22 protein-coding genes are annotated in these 26145 nt (G+C 40.6%); 17 read left to right on the top strand and 5 right to left on the bottom strand.

Features of this window, described 5'->3' with window-relative positions; genetic code table 11:
- Positions 1-66 precede the first annotated feature (66 nt).
- The 9 genes from ACXAEY_RS09990 to ACXAEY_RS09950 all read left to right on the top strand — a co-directional run bounded on the left by ACXAEY_RS09990 (position 67) and on the right by ACXAEY_RS09950 (position 9235).
- Positions 67-1353 (top strand): FAD-binding oxidoreductase, encoded by a 1287-nt coding sequence (locus ACXAEY_RS09990; RefSeq protein WP_474811738.1) that lies wholly within the window; start codon positions 67-69, stop codon positions 1351-1353.
- A gap of 1 nt (position 1354) precedes the next feature.
- On the top strand, positions 1355-2734 hold the full coding sequence (locus ACXAEY_RS09985) for a (Fe-S)-binding protein (RefSeq protein WP_474811736.1): 1380 nt from the start codon (positions 1355-1357) through the stop codon (positions 2732-2734).
- Between the two features lie 9 nt (positions 2735-2743).
- Positions 2744-4204, top strand: a complete 1461-nt coding sequence (locus ACXAEY_RS09980) for an FAD-linked oxidase C-terminal domain-containing protein (RefSeq protein WP_474814795.1) — start codon at positions 2744-2746, stop codon at positions 4202-4204.
- A gap of 20 nt (positions 4205-4224) precedes the next feature.
- Complete coding sequence (locus tag ACXAEY_RS09975; protein ID WP_474811734.1) at positions 4225-5001, top strand: fumarylacetoacetate hydrolase family protein; 777 nt, start codon at positions 4225-4227, stop codon at positions 4999-5001.
- A gap of 87 nt (positions 5002-5088) precedes the next feature.
- Entirely contained in the window at positions 5089-6876 is a 1788-nt protein-coding gene (locus ACXAEY_RS09970) for an L-lactate permease (RefSeq protein WP_474811732.1), read from the top strand.
- A 109-nt stretch (positions 6877-6985) separates the two neighbouring features.
- Positions 6986-7240 (top strand): hypothetical protein, encoded by a 255-nt coding sequence (locus ACXAEY_RS09965; RefSeq protein ID WP_270182196.1) that lies wholly within the window; start codon positions 6986-6988, stop codon positions 7238-7240.
- Positions 7241-7327: 87 nt separating this feature from the next.
- Positions 7328-7561: a hypothetical protein gene (locus tag ACXAEY_RS09960; RefSeq protein ID WP_270182197.1), complete on the top strand. Its 234-nt coding sequence runs from the start codon at positions 7328-7330 to the stop codon at positions 7559-7561.
- 118 nt (positions 7562-7679) lie between these two features.
- Positions 7680-8747 (top strand): dual-specificity RNA methyltransferase RlmN, encoded by a 1068-nt coding sequence (gene rlmN / locus ACXAEY_RS09955; protein ID WP_270182198.1) that lies wholly within the window; start codon positions 7680-7682, stop codon positions 8745-8747.
- 110 nt (positions 8748-8857) lie between these two features.
- The gene (locus tag ACXAEY_RS09950; RefSeq protein WP_474811729.1) at positions 8858-9235 is read left to right on the top strand and encodes a hypothetical protein; all 378 of its coding nucleotides are present in this window, start codon (positions 8858-8860) and stop codon (positions 9233-9235) included.
- Here ACXAEY_RS09950 and ACXAEY_RS09945 read toward each other — a convergent pair.
- Genes ACXAEY_RS09945 through ACXAEY_RS09930 form a run of 4 tightly spaced genes read right to left on the bottom strand, consistent with a single transcriptional unit; the run spans position 9232 to position 13287 of the window.
- Positions 9232-10314, bottom strand: coding sequence for a GerAB/ArcD/ProY family transporter (locus ACXAEY_RS09945; protein ID WP_474811728.1), 1083 nt, complete (start codon positions 10312-10314; stop codon positions 9232-9234). The two genes, ACXAEY_RS09950 and ACXAEY_RS09945, sit on opposite strands and share 4 nt — an antisense overlap.
- 15 nt (positions 10315-10329) lie before the next feature.
- Entirely contained in the window at positions 10330-10566 is a 237-nt protein-coding gene (locus ACXAEY_RS09940) for a hypothetical protein (protein ID WP_474811726.1), read from the bottom strand.
- Between the two features lie 11 nt (positions 10567-10577).
- Positions 10578-11738: a Ger(x)C family spore germination protein gene (locus ACXAEY_RS09935; protein WP_474811724.1), complete on the bottom strand. Its 1161-nt coding sequence runs from the start codon at positions 11736-11738 to the stop codon at positions 10578-10580.
- A gap of 1 nt (position 11739) precedes the next feature.
- Positions 11740-13287: a spore germination protein gene (locus tag ACXAEY_RS09930; RefSeq protein ID WP_474811722.1), complete on the bottom strand. Its 1548-nt coding sequence runs from the start codon at positions 13285-13287 to the stop codon at positions 11740-11742.
- Between the two features lie 153 nt (positions 13288-13440).
- Here ACXAEY_RS09930 and ACXAEY_RS09925 point away from each other — a divergent pair, with 153 nt between their 5' ends.
- Genes ACXAEY_RS09925 through ACXAEY_RS09915 form a run of 3 tightly spaced genes read left to right on the top strand, consistent with a single transcriptional unit; the run spans position 13441 to position 17137 of the window.
- Positions 13441-14910, top strand: coding sequence for a spore germination protein (locus ACXAEY_RS09925; protein WP_474811720.1), 1470 nt, complete (start codon positions 13441-13443; stop codon positions 14908-14910).
- 26 nt (positions 14911-14936) lie between these two features.
- Complete coding sequence (locus tag ACXAEY_RS09920) at positions 14937-16034, top strand: GerAB/ArcD/ProY family transporter (RefSeq protein ID WP_270182205.1); 1098 nt, start codon at positions 14937-14939, stop codon at positions 16032-16034.
- Positions 16031-17137, top strand: a complete 1107-nt coding sequence (locus tag ACXAEY_RS09915; protein WP_474811718.1) for a Ger(x)C family spore germination protein — start codon at positions 16031-16033, stop codon at positions 17135-17137. The genes ACXAEY_RS09920 and ACXAEY_RS09915 overlap by 4 nt, the downstream gene beginning before the upstream one ends.
- 28 nt (positions 17138-17165) lie before the next feature.
- Here ACXAEY_RS09915 and ACXAEY_RS09910 read toward each other — a convergent pair whose 3' ends face one another.
- A complete protein-coding gene (locus ACXAEY_RS09910) occupies positions 17166-19334 on the bottom strand; it encodes a GDYXXLXY domain-containing protein (protein WP_474811716.1) in 2169 nt (722 codons plus the stop codon).
- 382 nt (positions 19335-19716) lie between these two features.
- Here ACXAEY_RS09910 and ACXAEY_RS09905 point away from each other — a divergent pair, with 382 nt between their 5' ends.
- The 5 genes from ACXAEY_RS09905 to ACXAEY_RS09885 are packed head-to-tail and all read left to right on the top strand — an operon-like array spanning position 19717 to position 26142.
- Positions 19717-21069, top strand: a complete 1353-nt coding sequence (locus ACXAEY_RS09905) for a diaminobutyrate--2-oxoglutarate transaminase (RefSeq protein ID WP_474811714.1) — start codon at positions 19717-19719, stop codon at positions 21067-21069.
- Complete coding sequence (locus ACXAEY_RS09900; protein WP_474811712.1) at positions 21066-22553, top strand: pyridoxal phosphate-dependent decarboxylase family protein; 1488 nt, start codon at positions 21066-21068, stop codon at positions 22551-22553. Before ACXAEY_RS09905 ends, ACXAEY_RS09900 begins: the two co-directional genes overlap by 4 nt.
- Positions 22550-24301 (top strand): IucA/IucC family protein, encoded by a 1752-nt coding sequence (locus ACXAEY_RS09895; protein ID WP_474811710.1) that lies wholly within the window; start codon positions 22550-22552, stop codon positions 24299-24301. The genes ACXAEY_RS09900 and ACXAEY_RS09895 overlap by 4 nt, the downstream gene beginning before the upstream one ends.
- Positions 24291-24836: a GNAT family N-acetyltransferase gene (locus tag ACXAEY_RS09890; protein WP_474811709.1), complete on the top strand. Its 546-nt coding sequence runs from the start codon at positions 24291-24293 to the stop codon at positions 24834-24836. The genes ACXAEY_RS09895 and ACXAEY_RS09890 overlap by 11 nt, the downstream gene beginning before the upstream one ends.
- Positions 24829-26142 (top strand): lysine N(6)-hydroxylase/L-ornithine N(5)-oxygenase family protein, encoded by a 1314-nt coding sequence (locus ACXAEY_RS09885; RefSeq protein ID WP_474811706.1) that lies wholly within the window; start codon positions 24829-24831, stop codon positions 26140-26142. Before ACXAEY_RS09890 ends, ACXAEY_RS09885 begins: the two co-directional genes overlap by 8 nt.
- Positions 26143-26145 lie beyond the last annotated feature (3 nt).

The following is a 26145-nucleotide window of genomic DNA, read 5'->3' as shown; positions in this document are numbered from 1 at the left end:
TTTTGCAACTTTTTTACCCATAGATTTCAGAATACTCTTTCAATGATACGATAGGAGGAATTAAGTTTGGACAAGCCTTTGCTTGATCGAAAGCTGCTTTCGATCGAGGAGTCTGCCGTTACTTTCAATAACTGGAGCAAGAACGTTCGATCTCCATCAACGGAAGTAGAAGTGGTTGAAATCATTCGTTCTGCTTATGAAAAGGGTCAACACGTTAGCCTCGTTAGCGGTGGAACAAAACTTGGATATGGAGGAGTGAAGTCAGAGTATGATCTTACTCTTTCCCTTAAAGACTTGAAAGGAATTGTCGAACATACGGTGGGTGACATGACCGTCACAGTAAAACCCGGAACGACGATGAAGGAGCTTCAAGATTATTTACAAAACCATAACCAAATGGTCGCTCTTGATCCTTCATGGCCTGAACAAGCAACGATCGGAGGAATTGTTGCCTCGAATGACAGTGGTCCTAAGCGTTTGAAGTATGGATCAGCACGAGATCACGTTATCGGGATGAGGGTTGTTTATCCAGATGGTAAAGTGATTCGAACCGGAGGAAAAGTTGTAAAAAACGTGGCAGGATACGATATGAATAAGCTGCTCGTTGGTTCAATGGGCACTCTTGGCATCATTACTGAAATCACACTTAAGCTTAGACCGGTTCCAAAGAGTGAAAACCTTATCCGTTTATCCGTTCGAGAGGAAGCATTGGATGAATTAAAGGGCTATACAAAGCAGATACAAGATTCGATGTTAGAACCAGTATCACTTGAACTTGTTACTCCTTCTTTATCTCAGAGATTATTTCATGATGAAGGGTATTCTCTATTAATTGCTTTTGAAGATGTAGAGAAATCTGTGGATTTTCAAACAAATTGGGTTGAACAATATAAGCCTGCGGGCGTCAACTACACGACCATTTCAAATGTTAAGGAGTTCTGGAATACCTTTTCAGAAATTCATCCTAACTCCCTCACTGACAGTACAGCAACGCAAGCTTTATTAAAGGTAGGTACAAAAAACTTGGACGTATTCTCAATTCTCTCTGAGTGTACTCGTATTCACCATGAAGGAAAGGTGACCATTGAAGCTCATGGAGGAGCAGGTCACGGACTAAGTACCGTGTTCTTAGAAAGTGATGACGCAGCTATTGTCAACACGATTAATCACCTTCAACACTATGCACACACTCTTAAAGGATATGGAGTAGTTAAGCATCTACCGTTCTCATTAAGACAAAGCGTGAATGTATGGGGAGACGAACCTAGTTACTTTAAGATATTTGAAGGAATTAAACATAAGCATGATCCGAAGAACACATTGAACGAAAAGCGGTACATAGGAGGGATATAGAGTGACTGTAACCGAAAAGGAATTGTCGAATGAATCTCCGCCATGTGCCACGAATAAGTTAAGCAACTACCTATGGGAAGATCACCCTGATGAAAACAAATGGGCAGATTGTGTCCATTGTGGCATGTGTCTCGAATCATGTCCCACTTATCTAGAAACAGGACAGGAACAGCATTCCCCACGTGGTCGAGTTCATCTCATCAAGTCTGTGGCAGAAGGAAAGCTTGAAGTGAATGAGCAATTTATGGACCCTGTCTTTCAATGCTTAGACTGCCGCGCCTGCACAACTGCTTGCCCAGCAGATGTAGATGTAGGCGGATTGATTGAAGAAGCTCGTGGACAAGTGAGACAAGCGATGCCACTAACCGGAATGAAAGGGGCCATTAGTACCTTTTTCTTAAAAGGCTTGTTTCCACATCCGAACAGATTGCAAACGGCCGGCGGTTTATTAAAGTTTTACCAAAAAAGCGGCCTTCAAAAAGCAGTCCGTTCTACTGGAGCCCTTCGCGTAATGCCAAAGCACTTAGCAGAAATGGAAGCGATTATGCCGGAGATCACAACTTCCGTTCGTAAAAAATATAAAGACGTAGAGGTTATCCCTGCGAAAGGGACACCAAAGGCACAGGTTGCGATGCTAAAAGGCTGCATCATGGATGTGATGTTTGGTGACATCAATCAGTCTACAATCAACGTTCTGACTCACAATGGAAACGATGTTGAACTACCTAAAAACCAGACGTGCTGCGGTGCTCTTCACGTGCATGCAGGTGATCGAGAAACAGGTAAAAAGCTTGCGAAGCAAAACATCGAAGCATTTGAAAAATCCGATAAGGTCGTAGTTAACGCAGCAGGTTGCGGCTGTGCACTTAAAGAGTACCCAGAACTACTGAGAAACGAACCTGAATGGAAAGAAAGAGCCGAGGCGTTTTCTGAGAAAGTAGAAGATATTTCTAAGTATCTCTATGATACAGGTTATGAAAAGCCAACAAGCTCTATTAACAAGCGAATTACGTATCATGATGCTTGTCACTTGGCCCACGGGCAAGGTGTTCGACATGAACCAAGGCAACTACTGAAGGCTATTCCAGGCGTTACCTTTATTGAACAGCCAAATGCAGATACGTGCTGCGGAAGTGCTGGGATTTATAACATCACAAACCCTGAAATGGCCACTGCCGTCCTTGAACGAAAGATGGAAAACGTGCCGGACGATGTAGATATGATTTCTATGGGAAATCCAGGCTGTATGCTTCAAATGGCAATGGGTGTACAGAAATATGGTCGTAGTGGTGAAATCGTGCACACTGTTCAACTTCTTGACTGGGCATATCAAGAAGATCAAAAAAAGCAGCCACAAACAACGGATGCAAGAAAGGAGTGAAACAGCTTGTTGTTTAAGAAGAAGAAAAAAGACATCGAGGATGAGCACCTGAAGAACCTTGCTAAAATCGTCGGGCAAAAATCAATTCTGCACCATAAAGAAGACTTGCTATCATACGATTGCGACGGCTTTACGATTCATAAATCACTACCGAAAGCAGTCATTTTTCCAAAAAATACAGAAGAAGTAGCTGCAGCAGTTACATACTGTTCAACCCATAACATTCCGTTTTTAGCACGTGGAGCCGGTACAGGACTGAGCGGTGGTGCCATTCCCTTACATGAAGAGGTCGTTATTAGCTTAGTAAAAATGAAGAACTTACTAAGTGTCGATTACGAGAACAGACAAGCTGTCGTTCAACCTGGATACGTAAATTTGAAACTAACAAACTCCATCTCTGCAAAAGGATATTATTATGCACCCGATCCTTCGAGTCAATACGTATGCACGATCGGTGGTAATGTAGCTGAAAATGCTGGTGGCGCACACTGCCTTAAATACGGCGTGACAACGAATCACATTCTGGGACTAGAACTCGTTCTCCCAAAAGGTGAAATTGTAGAGATTAGCGAAAATGGTGTTCCTGATATGCCAGGTTATGATCTACTTGGAATCTTAACAGGGTCAGAAGGTACGTTAGGAATCGTTACGAAAATCACAGTTCGCATTTTGAAAAATCCAGAAGGTAAGAAAACAGTGCTAGCCTATTTCGATCGTGTGGAAGACGGAAGCCATGCGGTATCGGATATTATTTCGGCTGGGATTGTGCCTGCCGCACTTGAAATGATGGACCATACAGCGATTGAAGGCGTAGAAGCCGGGGCATTTCCAGTGGGACACCCAAAAGGTATCGAAGCTCTGCTATTAATTGAAGTTGACGGTATTATAGAAGGAATCGATGAACAAATCGACCAGATCTTATCTGTTTGTCGCAACCACAATGTACGCGATGTGAAAGTAGCGAGAGACGAAGAAGAACGAGGGCGATGGTGGGCGAATCGGAAAACTGGATTTGGTGCGATGGGAGCGATTTCTCCTGACTACTTAGTGCAGGATGGCGTGATTCCTCGAAGTACGTTACCGAAAGTCCTGAACAACATTAAGGAAATCAGCAATAAATATAACCTTAGAATTGCAAACATCTTTCATGCTGGAGATGGTAACCTTCACCCATTAATTCTATTTGATTCTAGAATTGAGGGCGAAACCGAGAAAGCACTAAAAGCAGGGACCGCGTGCTTAAAAGCATGTGCTGATGTTGGAGGATCTATTACAGGTGAACATGGTGTTGGAATAGAAAAAAAGGAAGAAATGCGATTTATTTTTACAGATGATGAACTCGAAGCCCAAATAGCGATTCGTGAAGTATTTAATCCAAATGATTTATTAAATAAAGGGAAGTTGTTCCCAACACCGAGTCGCTGTATGGATATCAAGAAAGTAATCAAAGAAACTGCCGCAGCACAATAATTTGATGAAGGAGTGTTACGATGAAATTTGCTAGATTTTCGTATCAAAACAAAACGTCGTTTGGAGTTGTAGAAAGAAATACCCTTAAAGTGATTGATGGTAACCCATTTTCTGATTGGAATTATTCGGGCGAACAAGTTCCACTAGATCATGCTGAACTGCTTTCTCCAGTTACCCCTCAAAAGGTCATCGGAATAGGAGCGAACTATGTAGAAAAGAAAGAAGCTCTTCCTGAAGAACTTCCTGAAATACCAGTCTTTTTCTTAAAGCCTACTTCTTCAATCATTGGACCTGAAGCACCAGTCTCCATACCAGAAGGGCTAGATGAAGTTAAGTTCGAATCAGAGCTTGCTGTCGTTATTGGAAAAGAAGCGAAAAATATAGAAAAAGAAGATGTTCTTGACCACATTTTTGGATATACAATCGGTAATGATGTTACTGCACCACAATTCTTCCATTCAGACGGCCATTGGACGCTTGGTAAAGCTTTTGACACCTTTACACCACTTGGTCCAGTGATTGAAACCGACCTTGATCCGTCAAAAGTGTTTGTTAAAGCTGAAGTAAATGGAGAGCAAAAACAAAACAGTCCAACTGAATGCATGATCGTACCATTAAAAGAAATGATATCGTATCTTTCTAAAGTCATGACCTTACATACGGGTGATGTCATTTTAACAGGTAGCCCACTAGGTGCACATTTTGTAAAACACGGAGATGTCGTCAAGTGTATAATCGATGAAATTGGAGACTTAACCAATAGCATCGCAAGCTCTAAGGTCGAAATTCCCCAGTAAAGCCAAAGCAAGTTAGTGAAGCGATAACATCTGAGAATAATCATTCTAACATTGGATTACCATTCATTTAGAAATGGAGGAAAAAGAATGAGTACAGGCTTACTAGCCATTCTCTCGCTACTACCTATTGCGGCGGTGGGAATCTTTCTTGTTGGTCTGCGGTGGCCTGCAAGTAAAGCGATGCCAGTCTCTTACATTGTCGCGGTTGTTCTTGCGTTATTTGTTTGGAAGGTACCAGGGGCTACTGTTGCGGCTGCATCAGTCAATGGATTAGTTGTTGCTGCTACACTTCTCTATATTATTTTTGGAGCAATACTTCTATTAAACACACTACAAGAAAGTGGTGGAATCAAAACAATCCGTGAAGGGTTTATCGACATTTCACCAGATAGACGTGTCCAGGTCATTATTATTGCTTGGCTTTTCGGTTCCTTCATCGAAGGATCAGCAGGGTTCGGTACACCTGCTGCAGTTGCGGTTCCACTCTTAGTTGGACTTGGTTTTCCTGCAATGGCTGCTGTTGTTGCAGGCATGATTATTCAGAGTACACCCGTATCGTTTGGAGCAGTCGGTACTCCAATCCTGGTTGGTGTCCAAACAGGATTAGCAGCTGATGCGAGCATTGCCGATAACTTTCTTGCTTTAGTAACGATGGTCGGTGGACGTGTCGCAATCTTGCATGCGATTATAGGGACGCTCGTCCCGCTCTTCGTAGTTGCTCTAATGACACGATTTTTTGGGAAAAACAAATCGTTTAGCGAAGGAATAAAGATTTGGAAGTTTGCGCTCTTTGCAGCGTTTGCTATGACTATTCCTTATGTAATCGTAGCGAACCTTCTAGGTCCAGAGTTCCCATCTATGATTGGAGGGCTCGTTGGACTAGCAATCGTTGTCACCGCAGCTAAAAAAGGCTTTTTAATGCCTAGTAAAGAGGAATGCTGGGATTTCGATAAGAAAGAAAACTGGGATCCGAGCTGGACAGGTAGTATCGAAATCAAAGATATCGCTCATAAAAGCGGCAGCATGTCGATGGTAAGGGCATGGACCCCGTATATTCTTGTAGGGTTACTCTTAGTTCTCACAAGATTGAAAACGCTTCCGTTTCTCGAATGGGTAAAATCATGGAATGTTAGTTTCTCCAATCTATTTGGGACGGAAATTTCGTCAAGTTTTCAACCGCTTTATTTGCCTGGAACGATCTTTATCGTGGTATCCCTGATTACATTCTTCATCCATCAAATGAACTTGAATTCTTATAAACGTGCATGGGCACATTCTGGTAAAACTATGATCGCTGCATCGACGGCTCTTGTTTTTACTGTTCCAATGGTCCAGGTATTTTTGAATTCAGGAGGAGGCGCATCTGGTTTTGAAAAAATGCCGATAGTCCTTGCGGATGGCGTCGCATCCTTAACAGGTGACTTCTGGCCGCTTTTCTCCTCCTTCATAGGAGGGCTCGGAGCATTTATCGCTGGAAGTAATACAGTTAGTAATATGATGTTCTCACTATTTCAATACGATGTAGGTTCGAAAATCGGAGTCGATCCTTCTTGGATCGTATCTCTGCAAGCTGTTGGTGGTGCTGCAGGTAATATGATCTGTGTTCATAACGTTGTTGCAGCTTCTGCAGTAGTAGGGCTAGTTGGAAAAGAAGGGGATGTCATTCGTAAAACACTCATCCCATTCATTTACTATGCGACACTTGCAGGCGCACTTGGCTATTCAATCGTTTGGACGGCAGAAAAAGGGATCTTTAACCTCGGTACGATTATTGTAACAGTCATTGCAGCAGGAGCAGTTTACATTATTGCTTCAAATCGATCTCGCACGTCAACACTAGAAATCAACTCACCTCCATATAAGTCTGCAAAATAAGGGAAAGCACCTGTTTCGACAGGTGCTTTTATTATTATTTTTGCAAAATTCGTTTAAACGAACGAACGTTCGTCAATACTTGTGCTATAAACACGAGGAGGGGAATGACATGAACGAACGATTCAGGATTATGTTTTCATATCGAATGAGAAGTGTCGGCTTCTTATGCCTGCATTGTTTCGATACGATTGAAAAACAAATCGTCACGGTACCGATCTATAGTAGTTATGATGGAATCGACCCAGGACATGAGTCATTTACGAAACTACCAGAAGATCTTCAAGCCACATTAATTTCTGAAAAAGACAAAATAAATAGCGGCTATTACGCGATACGCACTTGGGATGTTGAAAACTTAGGATGAATCGAGACAGCTGGTTAGCAGCTGTTTTTTTAATAGTGTAAACTATACTCAGATATCATGAAATTTTTAACGAAGGGGAGGACGAACATGATGTTAAACAAAGTTGATTATTACTTGTATAAGGTTGATGTGACACAACCAACAGGTGCAGAAGTTTCCTACTTTTGGGAGATTAGCGTAGCGGAATTTGATGATAAAATTTATGCTTATGCAAAAGCGGATGAATTCGGCAGAAAAATTCGATGGCATGAAGTTGATGAAACCGACAAAGAAAGTGCTCTAGCAGCGATAAAAGAAAGATGCAAATCACAAAGTAAATAAGTTATCAGGACGAACGACTCTTTATTAAGGTTTGGAAACTCGTCTTAACCCATTGCTTGTTGGGCATACTTCTAGTAGTATAGGAATGAATGGCTAAGAATTGAAAAGAGGGTTACAAATGAAACAATCTATATACGGACTGACTTTTGATCAGTTAACTGATTGGCTGATGGAACATGGTCATAAGAAATTCCGTGCTTCACAAGTGTGGGATTGGTTATATAAAAAGCGTGTAAAAGACTTTTCTGAAATGAACAACGTAAATAAAGAGTGTATCCAACTACTGAAAGAAAACTTTGTTATCCAAACGTTAGAGCAAGAAATAAAACAGGAATCTTCTGATGGTACGATTAAGTTCTTGTTTAAATTGCAAGATGGGAACGTTATTGAAACAGTACTCATGAGATTCCATTATGGCTTGTCAGTATGTGTAACGACTCAGGTAGGCTGTAATATCGGCTGTTCATTCTGTGCGAGTGGACTACTAAAGAAAAGTCGTGATCTAACAAGTGGCGAAATCGTTGAGCAAATCATGAACGTTCAACACGCGTTAGATGATAAAGGACAAGACGAACGTGTTAGTCATATCGTTATAATGGGTATCGGAGAGCCTTTCGATAACTATCAAAACATGATGGACTTCCTTCACGTCGTTAACTCTCAAAAAGGACTTTCGATCGGTGCTAGACACATTACGGTTTCAACAAGTGGACTTGCTGATCAGATTTATGATTTCGCAAATGAGGACTTGCAAGTTAACCTTGCGATCTCTCTTCATGCTCCAAACGATGAGTTGCGTACAAGAATCATGAAGATCAATAAAGCTTATCCACTAAGTAAACTGATGCCAGCGATCGATTATTACCTTGAGAAAACCAACCGACGCATAACGTTTGAGTATATTATGCTACGAGATGTGAATGACCATAAGGAAGAAGCCGTGCAGCTCGCTCAGCTGTTGAAAGATAAGCGCAAACTTTCCTATGTGAACTTGATCCCTTATAATCCAGTCGATGATCATTCTTATCAGCGTAGTGAAAAAGAATCGATCCTTGGATTCTACGATACACTTAAGAAGCACGGCATCAACTGTGTAATCCGTCATGAGAACGGAACAGATATCGATGCTGCATGTGGTCAGCTAAGAAGTAAACAAGTGAAAAAGTTAGAAAAAACCGGTAAGTAAGTTTAAGCACACCTTTTAATAGGTGTGCTTTTTTGTGGTGTGAAACTGCTTTTTTCACAGTTCTCCTTAGGATGAATAACCTGTATAAAACGAATGATGAGGGGAAGCAAGTGAAAGGGTTAATCATGACAGGAGTGCTCATCGTAGCACTTGTTTTTACAGGAATGATCAAACAGCATCACATCAACACGCCACCATATGTCAGTGACCATGATGATATTGGAGTAATGTCAGGCTATCATCATATTCATGTCGTTATGGATGATGGTCAATTTAACAGGTTAGATGTATACAACAAAGAGAAAGAACGAACAGCAAGCTATTCTTCAGAAGACATGGATGATCTTTTCCCAGCTGGAGAGTTCATCGAAATTGTTGAGGAAAAAGAAAGAGTATATGCGCGATATATAACAAGTGATAGAGATGCTATGAAAAAATTAGTTGTCGGCGCAAGAGGCAAGCTTCAATTCGCTCACGAACGAAACTAGCGTTTGATGAGAGCTCGCGCAGCGACAATCAATAAAGGTAGTAAACCAAGAGAAAAAGCAAGAATCGTTTCCATGATCAAACCGCTTTCTCCAAGTTCAATTTCGTTGTTGAAGCTTGTAGTGGAAAAGAGATACACGAGCAGCCCCAACGGAAAGACGAATGCCCGTTTATTCGATAAGTCGAATAGCTGTGTTACAATCTCAACGATGATAAATAGCATTAAGGTTATTTTCATATAAGACCCAATGATGAGTGCGATTCCGAAAACCGATTCCACACGTTGAATGATTTCTCCAATTTCAATAATTCTTGCAAGCTGGAAGATCGGAAATTTTTCATAGGTAACCATTGGACCGAAAACCATAATCGATGCAATGATGGTTACAGCTAGTATGATGCCATTAAGAAGAAGACCTCCGTACATCCAGCGCTTAAAAGGCTTATTATCCCTCTTAAGATAAGGAAGGATCATGGCAAAATACATGATGTCTATGTAAGGAAATCCGATACCTACATATGCCGCGTGAAAAACAGGTTTCCACCCTATTGAGAGAACCGGCTTAAGAAATTCTGGGTGATACTGTGTAACATTAAGTACTAAAATAGAAAATATGATGAAAAAAAGAAAGTAGAGGATGCCATGGAACATCCGAGCCATGACTTCGATCCCTTGTCGAACGGTTAAGGAAGCTACCATAATGATTAAGAAATGAAAGATGTATAAAGGAGTTTCCTTCATCATTGAAGTGGTTAAAAATTGTCCCATTCCATACGTGATGTTAGCTGTAAAAAGAATAACAATCAATGCAAGAGAAATACCAAACAAGTAAGCGACCGGTTTCCACATCAAGACTTTCGTATATTGAATATACGATAAGGTTGGGTACTTTTCGTACATGTAAAGGACAACAACCATCACGAGGGCTCCAAATCCATTAGCGAGTAGAATGGAGATCCATGCTCCGTTTTCTGCAATCCCAATGAAAGGGCCCTGAATGTTGATGATGGTAGACCCTGTGATAAAAGCCTGAAACAATAGTACCATTTGTAGTTTATCGATCGTTTCTACTTGTTTCATTCATGCACGCCCTTTCTAGGAAGTGAAATAGGTGAAAATCATGCGAGCAGGACGTTCAAATGGAATGTCTAACAGATCGTCTAAATTAAACATGGCTTTTCCACTAATAAAAATGAAGCTTAAGTAGCCTGAAATACCAACTAGACCCATATAGAAGAGAAAATCTTTTCGACTTTTTTTATCTCGATCAAGAAACCATGTATAAGCTAGCAGTAGATAGACAATGATGGTCACGATTATTCTTTCGTTCATACGACACGTCCTTACTCAAAGAATGCTCTCCCAACGTCTGACCCCGAATTACCGATATCCATTTCGACATTTACATTAAATGTAGCCTCGCTATAAATCCCTGGCCACTCAGCTTTTATCGCTTTCCACCTCTTTGGATGAGTACGATAAATTTCATTTCCTATCCCAACTAAATCAACCTTTTCTTTTTGCAATTTGGTAAGGGTTGATTCAACAGCTTTTTTTACAACACCCGCTACCTTTTTGTTATATTTGTTGATTTTTTCAGTTGTATCGATATTTGTACACTTCAACTCACCAATATCACCAAACATGTCCATGTCGACAGTGACATCTACGGAATTATCTTTTTTTAATGTCGGTTTGATCGCCGTTTCTACATGACTAATTTCAATAGACTCGTTTAAATTTGTTTTTGAACCCTCGCAAGGAACTTCGATAATACCTGACTCTGTTTCATTCATTAACTTAAGTAAAGACTCTGTTTTTTTCGCAGATAGATTTCCTTTTAACTTGCCATCTTGAAGATAAGAAATGCCTGATACGATGGGTTCACCAGTTGATGCAAATTTATAATAAGGAAGCTTTGCGATCCCTGTTTCACTCTTAAGCTCTCTACCAAAGACTAGCAAGTTCATATCGACTGTTTTGCCGTTATACATATAAGACGAGTATTCAAGTTCCTTTAATTGCTGACTGATTGTATTCTCTATAAAAGGTTTATCCTCTAAATAATCTTTCGCTTTTCCTTCCATTATCGCAATACTGATCAGCAATCGCGGTTCGTGATCGCGGTAGAAAAACTCTAATATTTCACCAACGTTCCGCTCTTTTGCTAATTCTTCACTAATCAATATGATTCTTGTATGACTCCACTGCGCCTTACGACCAAGGTGAGTCGCAATATCTCGAATCGCTTCGAACACGCTATCTCCAGTCGTCTCAATATTAAAAAAAGCTTTATCTCCACCGCCAGCTGCACTACCAATCTTAGGGGACGGCTTAATGAACTGTGTTGTAAGGTCGATTTTATTTTCTTCATCTTCAGCCAAATCAATCGCTACTGCTTGAACAAATCCAAATTCCGGTAACTCCTCATGGTCCCAACACCCTGTCAAAAGAAGGGAGGTTGTTACAAAACAAACGAGCACGATTACTTTCTTTCTTATCATCTCAGCCTCCTCCTTTATCGTTTGCTTCAGGTAGGACTTGACTTTGCCTATGTCTTCTTAATTGTTTAGAAAGAGGAGAACGGAAAATGAAGTCATAGAGTATCCCATTTCGTATCGGTCCTAGTGGTGCAAAGTACGGCTGACCTAGCGAGCGTAAACTGATCAGATGAAGGTAAATGAGTAGAAAACCAATCATTAGACCAAACCCTCCAAGGATTGCTGCTCCTATCATAAGAGGAACTCTTAAGATACGGGAAGAAGTTCCAAATTCATATTGAGGAATCGAGAATGAAGCGATCCCTGTTAAAGCGACAACTACAACCATCATAGGAGATGCAATACCCGCATTGATCGAGGCATCACCAATAACGAGCGCTCCTACAATACTCACGGCAGAACCGATTGGACGCGGAAGCCGCAAACTCGCTTCTTGTAAAAGTTCAAAGAAGAACAGCATGATAAGTGCTTCAACTAAAGCGGGAAAGGGCATGCCTTCTCGCGTATCTAGTATCGCAAGTAGTAACACAGATGGAATTAATTCAGTATGAAAAGTGGAGAGGGCGATATAGATACTCGGTAAACTCAAGCTTATGATATACCCTGTAATCCTAAGCATTCTGATTAAGGAAGAAAACAATGTTCGCTGATAATAATCGGAAGGAGATTGAAAAAACTCTACGAATAATCCTGGACAAATGAGTATTGTCGGAGTTCCATCGACGAGCGCAATGATTTTACCTCCCAAAAGAGCAGAGACTGCAACGTCTGGCCGCTCCGTTGTTTTAAACTGTGGAAATGGAGAATACGTGGAATCCTCTAATAACTCAGCAAAATAAGACGTCTCCAGTATTTCTTCGTCTTTAAGTTCGTCGAAACGTTTTTCGAACTCTTTTAACGTATCTTCAGGGACCGTTCCATCCAGGAAGGCATATGCAACCTTTGACCTCGTTTTTTCACCTTTTTTCTGGATTTTTATTTTTAACTTATCTGATTTTAATCGAGAACGAATCAATCCTAAGTTCTTCGTTAAGTTTTCGATCGTGCCTTCTCGTGGGCCGATTACCGACACTTCGTTCTGTGGCTCACCAACAGAGCGTTTTTCCACTGCAAATGCTTCATATGCTAATGCCTTGTTCCAACCTTCGAAGAGCACAACGATATACCCGTCCAATACCTTCTCACTTACTTGTTGAACCTTATCGATCACCTTAACTGCTCGAGATGAAACACCTCGTTCAATAAAAAACTCCTTTACATCCTTTAACTCAACCTCCGTGGCATTACCAACTTCATGTGGAATAAGATCTTGCATGACTTCTTTCAGAAGATTCGCTTTTTCATTTTGAACGATGGTTTCACAAAGGAGCACCAGCGCATTTTCATTGAAATAACTACTATACTGGTACGTGTTATAGGTAATATCTTCACAATCCTTAAAAATTTCTTTGATGGACGTCTCATTTTCATCTAGATTTCTTGATAATGGGGATTCGGATGAAGACTGATTTTGTTGTTCACCCTTCGAACGTCTTTGCCGTCTCACTTTCATCGTAAAAACTCCTCTACGACTCTTTGTAAGATAGTTTCTCAAAAAAACTTACTAATATTCATACTATGAACGATGACAACGGAAAGGCGATGTGAATAGAGGAATGGTGGGATGTACATAGTAAAAAGGCGCAAGATTTGTGAGGTGACGAGAATGAGAAGAAAAAGGAGAAAAATTAAAGAACCAACGAAACAACTTTCTTTATCAAAAGAGGAAGTGATTTCGTCATACCTTGCTGAAAACAAGGAGTTTCTGATTCATTCACCGAGCCTGCCAGGACTATCGATTAGGGAAATTACGATTTTTGATGGACGAAGTGCACTTCTAACGTACATTGATCATCTATCCGACACAGCTTACATAAGCCAAAATGTGCTCAGTCCATTGTTTGGTGATCATTCACCTCAAAAATCTGTAAAAGATGTTATTCCCGTCCCAAACTTGAAAACAGTGAGTAAATGGACTGATATTATAACGAATCTACTGCACGGCTGTTGTATTCTCTTCATTGAAGGTGAGAACGACGCATTGCATATCAATGCTCAGAGTTTACAAAAGAGAAAGCCTGACGAGCCAGCAAATGAGCGAACGATCCGAGGGTCGCACATTGGTTTTGTGGAACCATTAGAAGATAACATTGCTATGCTTAGACAGTTTTTAACAAGTGATCAATTAAGGATCAAATACACATATGTGGGAAGTGAAAACAAGACCAAGATCGGCATTTTATACCTGGAAAACCTTGCAAACCCTGAAGTTCTCGAAGAATTAATGGATCGAATCGAAAAGGTAAACTATAAAACGATATTAGATTCCGGTGAATTAGAGCAGATGATCGAGGATAATCCTTATTCAATTTTTCCTCAGTCCCTTTCCTCTGAGAGACCAGATAGTGTAGCAGCTGATTTATTACAAGGAAGATATGCAATCATCGTCGATCGATCTCCGAGTGTCATCGTAGCACCGATTAATTTCAACTCATTTTTTCAAAGTATCGATGATTATAGTTCGAGGTGGATCTCATCTTCATTTATTAGGATCCTACGGTTTGTCAGTTTTGTCATCGCAATCTTTTTGCCTTCGATTTATATCGCGATTATTTCATTTCATTATGAAATTCTACCTCTTGAGCTGCTCTTGTCCATTGGACAATCAAGAAGAGAGGTACCGTTTCCACCTATAATCGAAGCATTTCTGATGGAATTTATCCTTGAGATGTTACGAGAGGCTGGGTTACGACTGCCAAAGTCAATCGGGCAAACGGTTGGTATCGTTGGAGGTATTATCATTGGACAATCCGCGGTTGAAGCAGGGATCGTGAGCAACATCATGGTTATCGTCGTTGCAATGACTGCGATCGCATCTTTCGTTATGCCTAACCCTGAAATGGCATTCGGCATACGGTTCATTCGCTTTCCAATGATGCTTGTTGCATCATTCTTTGGAATGGTTGGAATCGTCATTGGTTTTATGACGATCGTGATGCACTTAGTCAGTCTCGAATCTGTTGGTACACCATATGGCGTTCCATATGGACCACTAAAGTGGAAAGACTTAAAAGATTCAATCATCCGTTTTCCACTATGGACAATTAATAAAGTGAGAGTATCACGTCGCAATTAGATGCACATTAAACGGAGTTGGTGAGCGTGCCAAATTTTAAAAATAATACGTTAACCTTGACCCAGTTCTCCTTACTAATATACGGGACTCAATCTGGGATTGGGATTTTATCATTGCCTAGAGACTTGGCCGAAATTGGTGACACAAGCAGTTGGATCGCGCTATTTCTTGGGTATGCGTTAAGTGTGGTTGCGTCGATCATTATCATTCAAGTTATGAAAAAATATCCTGAAGATACGATCATACAGCTATTTAGACGTTTCTTTGGTAAATGGCTAGGTTCTGTGTTCTCAATTTGTTGGATCGCCTATACAGCATTAGGGATGTTTCTCATTACAGCTACTTCCGTCTTCATCATCAATACATGGGTGCTGCCAAAAACCGCTCCTTATCTCATTCTATTGATCATTACGATCCCTAGCTTTTATTTAGCTAGAAATGGGTTAAGGATTATTTCTCGCTTTAGTGTTCTCGTATTCTTTTTCACGTCTTGGATGGCCTTTTTATTTATGAGCCCAATGTTTACTGGTGATTTACTAAATTTATTACCGATCATAAAAGATGGGTTCATGCCAATTATAAAATCCGTGCCTAGTATTACATTTTCGTTTTTAGGGTTAGAGCTGTTATTTATCTTTTATCCATTTTTAGAAGATAAAACGAAAGCGATAAAAGGAGTATTAATTGCCAACGGTATAACATTATTGAGTTATTTGGTCGTGACGTTCAGTTCTTTCATCTTCTATGGACCATATGAAGTACTTGAATATGTTTGGCCAACGCTAAACTTAGTAAAGCCGATTGAGTTTCCATTTCTAGAACGTTTCGAGATTATCTTTTTATCATTTTATTTACTAATATTGGCTACTACTGGGATTCCATATTATTTTGCTTCCTCATTTAGTATCGCACAGCTCTTAGGACGTAAAGATCATCAGATCATTCTGTTTCTCACACTTCCACTGCTTTATATTTGCTTCTATTTCTTCACGAACTCATTAACAAATTTAGATAAACTCGGAGGCATTTTTAATAAAATCGGCCTTGGCATCGCATTCTTCATGCCGCTATTGTTAGTGGTGTATGGATGGTTATTTCGAAAGGTCAGGAGGCATAAACCGTGAAGTATAGAAAATACATAACGATCGTTGTATTAGTACCACTCATTTTGTTAGTTGGATGCCGATCTGATCAACTTTCACTAGAGAGAACCTCGATTGCATTAGTCGTGGGAATTGATAAAAGTGATGAAGAAGGGGACATGGAGATCTATCAAACGAGTCCAGTATTCAGTAGAGAAGCGAAAGATACCGTAGCAACTCTTGAGACAATCGCCCATTCTCTTAGGCAAGCTAGAGATAACTTAGACTCACAAAGTGCAGGGACTGTCGTTGGAGGAAAACTCCAAGTATTGTTATTAGGAAAAGAGCTGATGACAGATCAACCAATATTCGACGAGTTAGATGTCTTTTATCGTGATCCAAAAAATTCTCCTAATGCAAGGATTGCTTTGGTGGATGGATCTGTGCAAGAAGTGATGGAGTTTAGACCAAGTGATAAACCGCGTATTTCCGTTTACTTATCAGACTTAATCGACACCACTCACTTGAGAGAAAACGCCGTACTAACAACGTTACAAGAATATCACTATGCAAATTTTGAAAAAGGCATAACGCCTGCTGTAACGGAAATTAAATTGTTAGGTGAAGAAATTCAGGTACAAGGCACAGCTTTATTAGACAATAATGGCAAATACATCTTTTCAATCGGGCATTTAGATAGTTCTATCCTTCAAATGTTAAAAAAAGATGTACAGGAACCAATACCGATTTCTTTCGTTGTAGAAGATCCTAATAAAGTTTTGAGTGTCGGGGTTACGCGTATCAAAAGTAATATTGATGTAGCCTATAAAAATGATCAGCTCACGTTTGACGTGAAATTTAAATTAAAGGTAGCTATCACAGAAAACACATCTACAATCGATCTCGAAAAGGATCAGAAAAAGATAAAACGAATCATAGAAGAAGAAATCGACAAAAAAACAATTGCTCTTGTGAAAAAAGTACAAGAAGAGAAAATCGAACCGTTTGGGTTAGGGAAATATGTGCGAGCCTTCGAATACGATAAATGGAAAACATTCGAGGATAAGTGGCCTGAAGAATTTTCTGAAGCTGATTTCAATGTAAAAACTACCGTTGAGATCATTGAACATGGAGTCGTACAATGAAAAAAGCGCCGAAAAGGCGCTTTTTTGTTTATTTACCCAGCTCCGTCAGAATCGCATTTCCGTTAGAGCCAACCTTTACGATTGCATATTCCATCTCTTCGTATTTTGCTCCTGTCCCTTCTTGTATAAAAAAGCTTTCGATTCCATAGTGAACAGAGCCGTTTCCATTTAACACGCCATTGATGATCACATCAGAACTAGATGGTGTATACGCGTCGTTCCAGTTCCCTTCGACTCCATAGATCCCTGAATACTCGTGATATCCTTCATCATTCTTCTCCAATACAACTGTTATTTTTTTCTGCCTATCGATTTTTACATTGTTTAAAGTAGAAATCTCATAGTTAAGATGGAAATAATCACCCTGAAGCATCGACCTTGGATCGATTGGGGCTAACTTAAGCTTCATTTCAGTACCATTCCGTACGATCATTTCATTTTGAAACCCTTGATAAAAGATGAATGCTGTCATGACGATCACGATGAGAAGAAGGGGTTTCCATTTCGTCTTAACGAATGAAGGAGAGACTTTAACCTCTCGTTTATCCTTTTTCGATAAGTACCACGTAACCCCAAACATGATGAACGAAGCGATCAATAGGGTGATCGATTTATGAAAAAGTGCCCATGCAAAGTCATAGTATTTGTAGACTAGAAACGCAAATAGAAAGGTGATCCCTACCCAATAGGAAAAAAGGTGACGCTTCGTTCTATAGAAAATCATCGTAAACACGATGACAAGAAACAAGGAGTTGTAAAACCAATATTCCCATTCGCCACTATTCATAAATGTAAGTGCAAACAACAGGGATATCGTATAAACAATTGCATTAGAGCGAAGCCAATTTCTTTTAATGAGAAAAAAGAGACCTATATTGATCAGTGCCATCAATAGGAAATAATGATCGATTTCAATGCGATCGAATAATCCACGATTCTCACTAAATACAAAGAGGGAGAGAAGGAGAGACGCATTCAATAATAAATAGAGATACAGGTCAATCCATCGATGATTGAATACTTTTATGAAAAGCATAATAGCACCTATCGTGACGATTGCGTAATAAGGGACTTGTGTACCATCACTACTAAATACATAAGTGAAATAGTGAATCATTGAACTTCCAAACATGATGGTGATTCCAGCCAAAAGCAGGACGTGAGAAAGGAGTGGGACGCCCTTTTTAACCAACATCGATGGAAGTATGAGTAGTCCGATCGAAGCTAGAAACACAGTGAGAAAGGAAGATGTCCAAAGTGCTAGTAACCCAGTAAAGGAACTGATCAGCATAAGAGTACAGAAGACCGTAACAATAACAGATAAAGAGGACTTCATTCGTTGTTTCCACGGATCAGACACTTTGCTAGAAAGTTCTAAGCGGTTTAAATAGATGAGCGTGAACACGATGATCACGATAATTAAGGCAAGAAATATGAAGTATACTCCGATGCCAATCACATCATATACGACAAACACGCCTTTAAAGAATAGAAACAAAGAAAGACCTAATCCACTTACAATGAACCACACTCGATTTTCAGTTTTTTTCCATAAGTACAAACTAACGAGCATATACCCAATGTACATCCAGGCAGTGACTCCAGTGTAAAAACCGGATCCAAAGCTCTGAGTTAAAAATATGACATGCATGATCCCAAAACTTCCATATTCAATCCATCTCGAAGTTAGATAGGATGAACGTGAAAAAAAGAACCACATATGGCAAAACAAGAGGAACAGCAGCAGAAAAAAGAACTCCTGACCGTCTGTCCAACCAGGGTCATAAGAAGTAGGGAAGATGAAAAAGAAATAGATCGCAACTGATAACAGAAAACTCAGCACAAACAGCGGTTGATACCTCGTCAAAAACGAGAAGGCAACGACAGGGATGAACCAAACGAGATAGAGCATGTAAGAGTCAGCGTGTGAATTGTATGTTTGACCGATCACTGCCACACTCACCCCGAACGCAATTGCTCCCGCTAGCCATATCCATTCTTCTAAGAACGAGTATGCAGGTTGAAAATTCGATAAAACAAACGAAAGGATAAAGAAAAACAACATAAGGATACCTGCTAGAAGAACTTTTTCCGTTCGCTCAAATAGCTGCCAGTTAGAAGCGAAGAAATAGATGATACTACTGATCAGTAACGATAGTCCGACAAGATAGCCTGTTGGGATTAATTTAGAATGCATGATAACCCACCTTTCATGTCGTCTTCAGCTTCTATAATGATATGTCCTGAACTTCATAAACTTGTTGAGCTGATTCATAAATAAATTATTACAGATTATTCGTTAAATACCCTTCTTTCACAACAAAAGAAAAGAGCTTACCCACCATAATGATTCCTTCAATCTTCACCGTTTTATGGATAAACTTCCATAAACAACTGAACATACACTATCAATTTGTAAATAATAGCAAGAATTCAGGTTATATGTACCCATGTGGAACTAAAAAAATGTAATTGATAATAGTTCTCAAGTACTGTTGACTATGATAATCATTATCATTTATGCTTAGTGCTGTAGAAGTTATTGAAAATGATTATCAATTGAAAAAGGAGTTTTGATTATGATTACCCAGGAAAAAACCACCAACAATACGCTGTTACAACAACAGGAGAATCGAGAGTCTAACGCGAGATCTTATCCGAGACGTATTCCTATCGCTATCGATCATGCAGAAGGTATCTTTGTAACAGACATGGATGGGAAGCGCTATTTGGATTGCCTGGCAGGTGCAGGTACACTCGCGCTTGGACATAATCACCCTGTTTCAGTTGAAGCGATGAAACAGGTTATACACGATAAACGACCTTTACATACATTAGATATTACAACTCCAGTAAAAGAAGAGTTTGTAAGCGAAGTATTCTCAAGCTTACCTGAAAATATGGCTGACAATGCCAAGATTCAATTCTGTGGACCTACTGGTGGAGATGGAATTGAAGCCGCTCTCAAACTAGTAAAAACCGCTACTGGTAGAAGCACGATCTTAACGTTCCAAGGAGGGTATCATGGCTCCACACACGGAACCATGTCGATTAGCGGGAACCTTGCACCGAAAGAACGCGTTCCTGGTCTCATGCCGGATACGCATTTTCTACCTTATCCTTATGCATACCGCTGTCCTTATGGTGTAGGTGAAGAAGGACACAAACTTTCAAGTACCTATATTGAGAATCTATTAGATGATCCAGAAAGCGGGATTCTTCCTCCAGCAGCTATGATACTAGAAGTTGTACAGGGTGAAGGTGGATCTGTACCTGCTCCGATCGAATGGCTGCAAGAGATGCGCCGGATTACAAAAGAACGAGGCATTCCGTTGATCGTTGACGAGATTCAAACAGGGATCGGTCGAACTGGTAAACTGTTTGCATTTGAACATGCGGGCATTACACCTGATGTCGTCGTTCTATCAAAAGCGATTGGTGGAAGTCTCCCTCTTTCAGTCGTGATTTATGATAAAGAACTCGATAAGTGGAACCCTGGCGCACATATTGGAACGTTCCGTGGAAATCAAATGGCGATGGCAGCTGGAACAGCTTCTCTTAAATACATCAAAGAAAACCGTCTTCATGAGCATGCGGATCGTATGGGTGAAAAATTCCTTTCCGCACTATCTACTTTCAAAGAAGACGTTCCAGAAATCGGAGATGTTAGAGGAAGAGGGTTAATGCTTGGCGTTGAAATGGTCGACCCATCCAAACCAGCAACAAAAACTGGCGGCCTACCTGCAAATCCAGCTTTGGCAAGTCTCGTTCAGCGAGAATGCTTCGATAGAGGATTAATATTAGAAGTTGGCGGACGCCACGGCAGCGTCATCCGTATTCTTCCTCCGCTTATTATCACGGAGGAACAAGTAGAGGAAGTTATTACAATCCTACAAGATGCCGTTCAATCTGCAGTAGGAAAACTAGGATGAATACTCTTTTAGGAACGCATCCGTTTGATACGGCGATATTAAATAAGGGACCTGGTGCAAAAGAACTTCAGCACCAGGTTCAACAAGCGACGGAAACACTTTTGCATTCCCTGCAACAAGCTGAACATCCTTATCAGGGAAAAGCACCTGAAGATGTAAAGAAAGAGATTCGTGAGCTCATATCTTTTCAAGATAACCAATCGTTTACAGACATCGTAACGGACCTACATAAAACCGTACTCTCTAACAGTTTGTTTGTCTCTCATGAGAAAAGCATTGCTCACTTACACTGCCCACCGGTCATCCCAGCCGTTGTGGGTGAGCTCATTATCGGAGCGATGAATCAATCGTTAGACTCATGGGATCAAAGTCCTTCTGCTACGTTCATGGATCAAGAAATGATCCATTGGCTAACGAGTCAATTCGAGTACGACGAAGGTTCCGATGGTGTCTTTACAAGTGGTGGTACCCAGTCCAACTATATGGCGGTGCTGTTAGCACGAGACAACTATTGCAAAAAGAAATGGAATCACGATGTAAAACGTGATGGTTTACCACAACAATTCAATCGCATGAGAATTCTTTGTTCGGAGAGTGCTCATTTTACAGTGAAAAAATCAGCAGGGCAGCTAGGCCTTGGTGAAAATGCAGTCATATCGGTCAGAACCGATGAGTCCCACCGCTTGTGTACGGATCATCTCCGTTCGTTGATCGAAGAGATGAAGATGGAAGGGTTGTTTCCATTCCTCATCGTAGGAACATGTGGAACCACGGATTTTGGAAGCATCGATCCGTTAGAAGACCTTGCTTCCATTGCAAAAGAAGAGAAGATGTGGCTTCACGTTGACGCAGCGTTTGGTGGTGCTCTTATTCTTTCGGATACTTACCGATGGAAACTAAATGGGATTGAACAAGCCGATTCGATTACCGTTGATTTTCACAAACAGTTTTACCAACCTATTTCATGCGGTGCATTTTTATTAAAGAATGGCGAACACTTCAATCTTATGAATCATGTAGCAGATTACCTCAATCCAGAAGAAGATGATGAAGAAGGAATCCTGAATCTTGTTGCAAAATCCACCCAAACAACGAGGCGCTTTGACTCATTAAAGCTGTATCTTTCTCTCAAAACAATCGGGTTGGACCTCTTTGCAGACATGATCGATTCTACATTCGAGCTCGCAATAGATGTAGCAGACTATCTTCGTGAGCAAGAGGACTTCGAGCTCCTAAATACGGAACCTGAATTAAACACGGTTGTATTCCGGTATGTGAGGGGAGAAGAAAAAAAGCTTAATCCGCTCAACCGAAAAATACAACAGGAACTTTATCATTCGTATGCAGCGATTGCTAAAACGACGATTGATGAAAAACAATATTTGAAATTCACGATGTTAAACCCGAGGACGACACTTCCTGATGTAGTAGAAATACTAAATCGCATTCGAGTTCTTGGTGAGAATTGGAGGAAACACGTTTGAAGCACGCAAAAGATTTCGCTGAACGCGCAACAATGCAGAGTTTTTTAAATTGCTATCTAAGAGAAACGTCGCATTTCTATAAAGTGGACGAGTTTCATGACGCATTGAGCACATACGATCATGTCATCTCGTGCCCACTTTCAAGTCAAGGGATCGAGCTTTTAATCCCAATTAAATACTGGTCTTTGACAGGAAGGCATTTGTTCCATTTTCCAATGTATTACAAAGTCGCAGATGGTCCGTTACTACCGCTTGATTATGTGACGTTAACAAGTCTGATCATAAAAGAAATTCTTCTCGATCAAAACAAATCTGGCTCAGAAGATGAACTTGTTATGCGCGTCTTGTTAAGCAAACAGTCCATCGAATCAACGTTAAACGAGCGCTATGAGAAACGAGAAGAATTAAGTGAAGAAGAATTTGAATTTATTGAGACGGAACAATCGTTGTTACTTGGTCATCTCTTACATCCTACGCCGAAAAGTAAACAGGGGCTAAGCGAGCGAGACAACGAAACCTACTCGCCTGAATGGAAAGGAAGCTTTCAACTTCATTACTTTAGCGCTCATCCGTCAATCATCATAGAGGATTCTGCTCTAGATCGTGGCGCAAGTGAATTGATTAAAGAGGAACTTAGCGCTGATCAAGAATGGTTGGAGCAATTTGACCACCTGGTATTGATTCCAGTTCACCCGCTACAAGCGATGAAGCTACTCGAACAAGAAGATGTCCAAACCCTTCTGTTACGTGGAGACCTTCAGTATATCGGCCCTGCTGGAAAACCATTTTCCGCAACGTCTTCGTTCCGAACGGTGTACAACAAAGATTCCGAGTTTATGTACAAGTTTTCAGTACCGGTTAAGATCACAAACTCTCTTCGCATCAATCAACAAAAAGAGCTAGATCGTGGTGTCGAAGTGTCTCGTTTGCTCTCGACTGCGTTTGGAAAAGAAGTAAACACTCATTTTCCTGCCTTCGATATTATGCAAGACCCGGGCTACATCAACATTGAAGGTGTAAAAGGGTTCGAGACAGTCATAAGAGAGAATCCTTTCAAAGATGTGAGTAGGCAGGCGACGTGTATCGCTGCACTATGCCAAGATAACGCTTTTGGCGAAAAATCAAGACTTTCTACTATCATTCATGGGATTGCGCGTAGGGAAAAACGCTCACTCGATTCTGTCAGCAGTGATTGGTTTAAGAAGTATCTTGATCTTTCACTTGAACCGATGCTTTGGCTCCATCATGAGTATGGACTGTCTCTTGAAGCACACCAGCAAAACTCTGTCGTAGTGTTAGAAGATGGCTATCCGAAGCATTTCTACTATCGCGATAATCAAGGGTACTATTTCAGTGAGTCGAAGGCACATGCGTTAAAAGCTCATCTTCCTTCTTTAAATGAACGAAGTGATACGATTTGTTCAGATGAAGTAGCAGTAGAGCGCTTCACATACTATCTCTTTTTCAACCACCTCTTCGGCCTGATCAACGGCTTCGGAAGTAGTGGGTTAATTCGAGAAACTGACTTAATCGATATGGTTCGTTCAAGACTAGCAAACAATGAACACCGTGATTCTTCACCATTAATCAAGAGTTTACTTAACGACCCTGTCATTTCATGCAAAGCGAATCTACTCACTCGTTTATATGACATGGACGAACTAGTTGGTTCACTTGCAACGCAATCTGTTTACACGATGGTCCAGAACCCTATCGCAAAGGAAGTAAAAGTGACTCATGAAAACTAATTCATTAGAAACGATCTCCTTTCAACGGGTGGCGTTTGATCGAGATGTGGAATTACTCCATAAATGGATGAATGAGGACCATGTTCATCCATTTTGGAATCTGAACGTCTCATTCGAATCCTACAAAGACCATCTCAAAAAAGCGCTAGCCGACTCCCACCATTCTCTTTATCTAGGATTTTACGGAGGAAAACCGATCAGCTATTGGGAGGCTTATTGGGTTAAAGGAGATGTAACAGAAGGGACTTATGAAAACGAACCATTCGACCAAGGCGTTCATCTCCTTATAGGTGAAAAAGATCACCTTGGGAGAGGGCTTGCTCTTCCACTTCTCCGTGAAATGGTTAAGAAACAATTTAAAGAAAAACAAACAAAACGGGTCATCGCTGAGCCCGATATTCGAAACGAAAAAATGATCCATGTATTTAAAAAATGTGGGTTTGAACCTGCTTATCCAATCAACCTTCCAGACAAAACTGGACTATTGATGTTTTGTGAGCGGGAACGATTTGAAAGGATGTGGGGAAATGCCTAATGAGTTTTACGATGTCGTAGGAGTCGGGATCGGGCCATTCAACTTAGGACTAGCTGCGTTAGCGGAACCGCTTGATCTTAAGGTCGCGCTATTCGATCAGAAAGAATCGTTCGATTGGCATCCCGGAATGATGATCGATGGTACAACACTGCAAGTTCCGTTCTTTGCTGATCTCGTTACGATGGCTGACGTCAGAAGCAAGTACAGTTTCTTGCATTACCTTGAACAACATAACAGAATGTACCATTTTTATTTCTTAGAAAAATTTCATATTCCAAGAAAAGAATACAACCATTACTGCAAATGGGTGAGTGAAGAACTGTCATCGTGCCATTTCGGGCATCGCGTCCAATCGGTAGAACCCATTAACCTGTCACACGAAGAGACGTGTTATGAGGTCATTGTTCAACACGTCCAAACTTCCGAAACAAAAGTAGTGTATGCAAAGAACGTGGTACTTGGCATCGGCTCTGTCCCTAGCATACCAGAACCGTTTCAACATGCACTTGGTGACTCTGTCTTTCATTCATCACACTATTTGGATCATAAAAAATACATCAAACCGAACCAATCGATCGCTGTGATCGGAAGTGGACAAAGTGCTGCAGAAATCTTTTATGACTTAGCGTCAGAACAAGAAGAAAAGGACTATTCACTAAGCTGGTATACACGCTCTAACGGCTTCTTCCCAATGGAGTATTCAAAGCTTGGCTTAGAGTATTTCTCACCTGATTACACAAAGTTCTTCTATCAACTCGATCAGGAAAAGAAGGATGAACTGCTAAAAGATCAAGGGCTGCTCTATAAAGGCATCAGTGCTGACACAATCTCAGATATTTATAATCTTCTCTATGAAAAGTCTGTTGGTGGTGTTGAACCTGATATTCATCTCCAAGCAATGACAAGCGTCAACAAAATTGTTCGTGACGGTAGACGTTGGAAGCTCTCTGGTAAACAAACCATCACGAATGAAGACGTGCTCATCGATGCAGACCATGTGATCTTTTGTACGGGCTATCAGCAATCAACACCCTCATTCTTGCCAGATGCGGTTGTAATGAAAGATGAACAAGGACGACTGCAAATTTCAGAAGACTATCGAATCAAAACAATAGGTGGGAACCACGGTAGCCTGTTCGTACAGAATGGCGAGCTGCATACACACGGTGTCGGTGCTCCAGACCTCGGTTTAGGCGCACACCGTAATGCTGTTATCTTAAATAAAATTATGGGCTATGACGTGTATCACCTTCAATATGAAAACGTGTTTCAATCATTCGGATCAAAAGTACTTGCTACTACATAAAGG

Source organism: Anaerobacillus sp. ABA4_114, from assembly GCF_056159065.1.
Note: the sequence above shows the minus strand (reverse complement) of the source record. Positions and strands in the feature narration are given on the sequence as shown.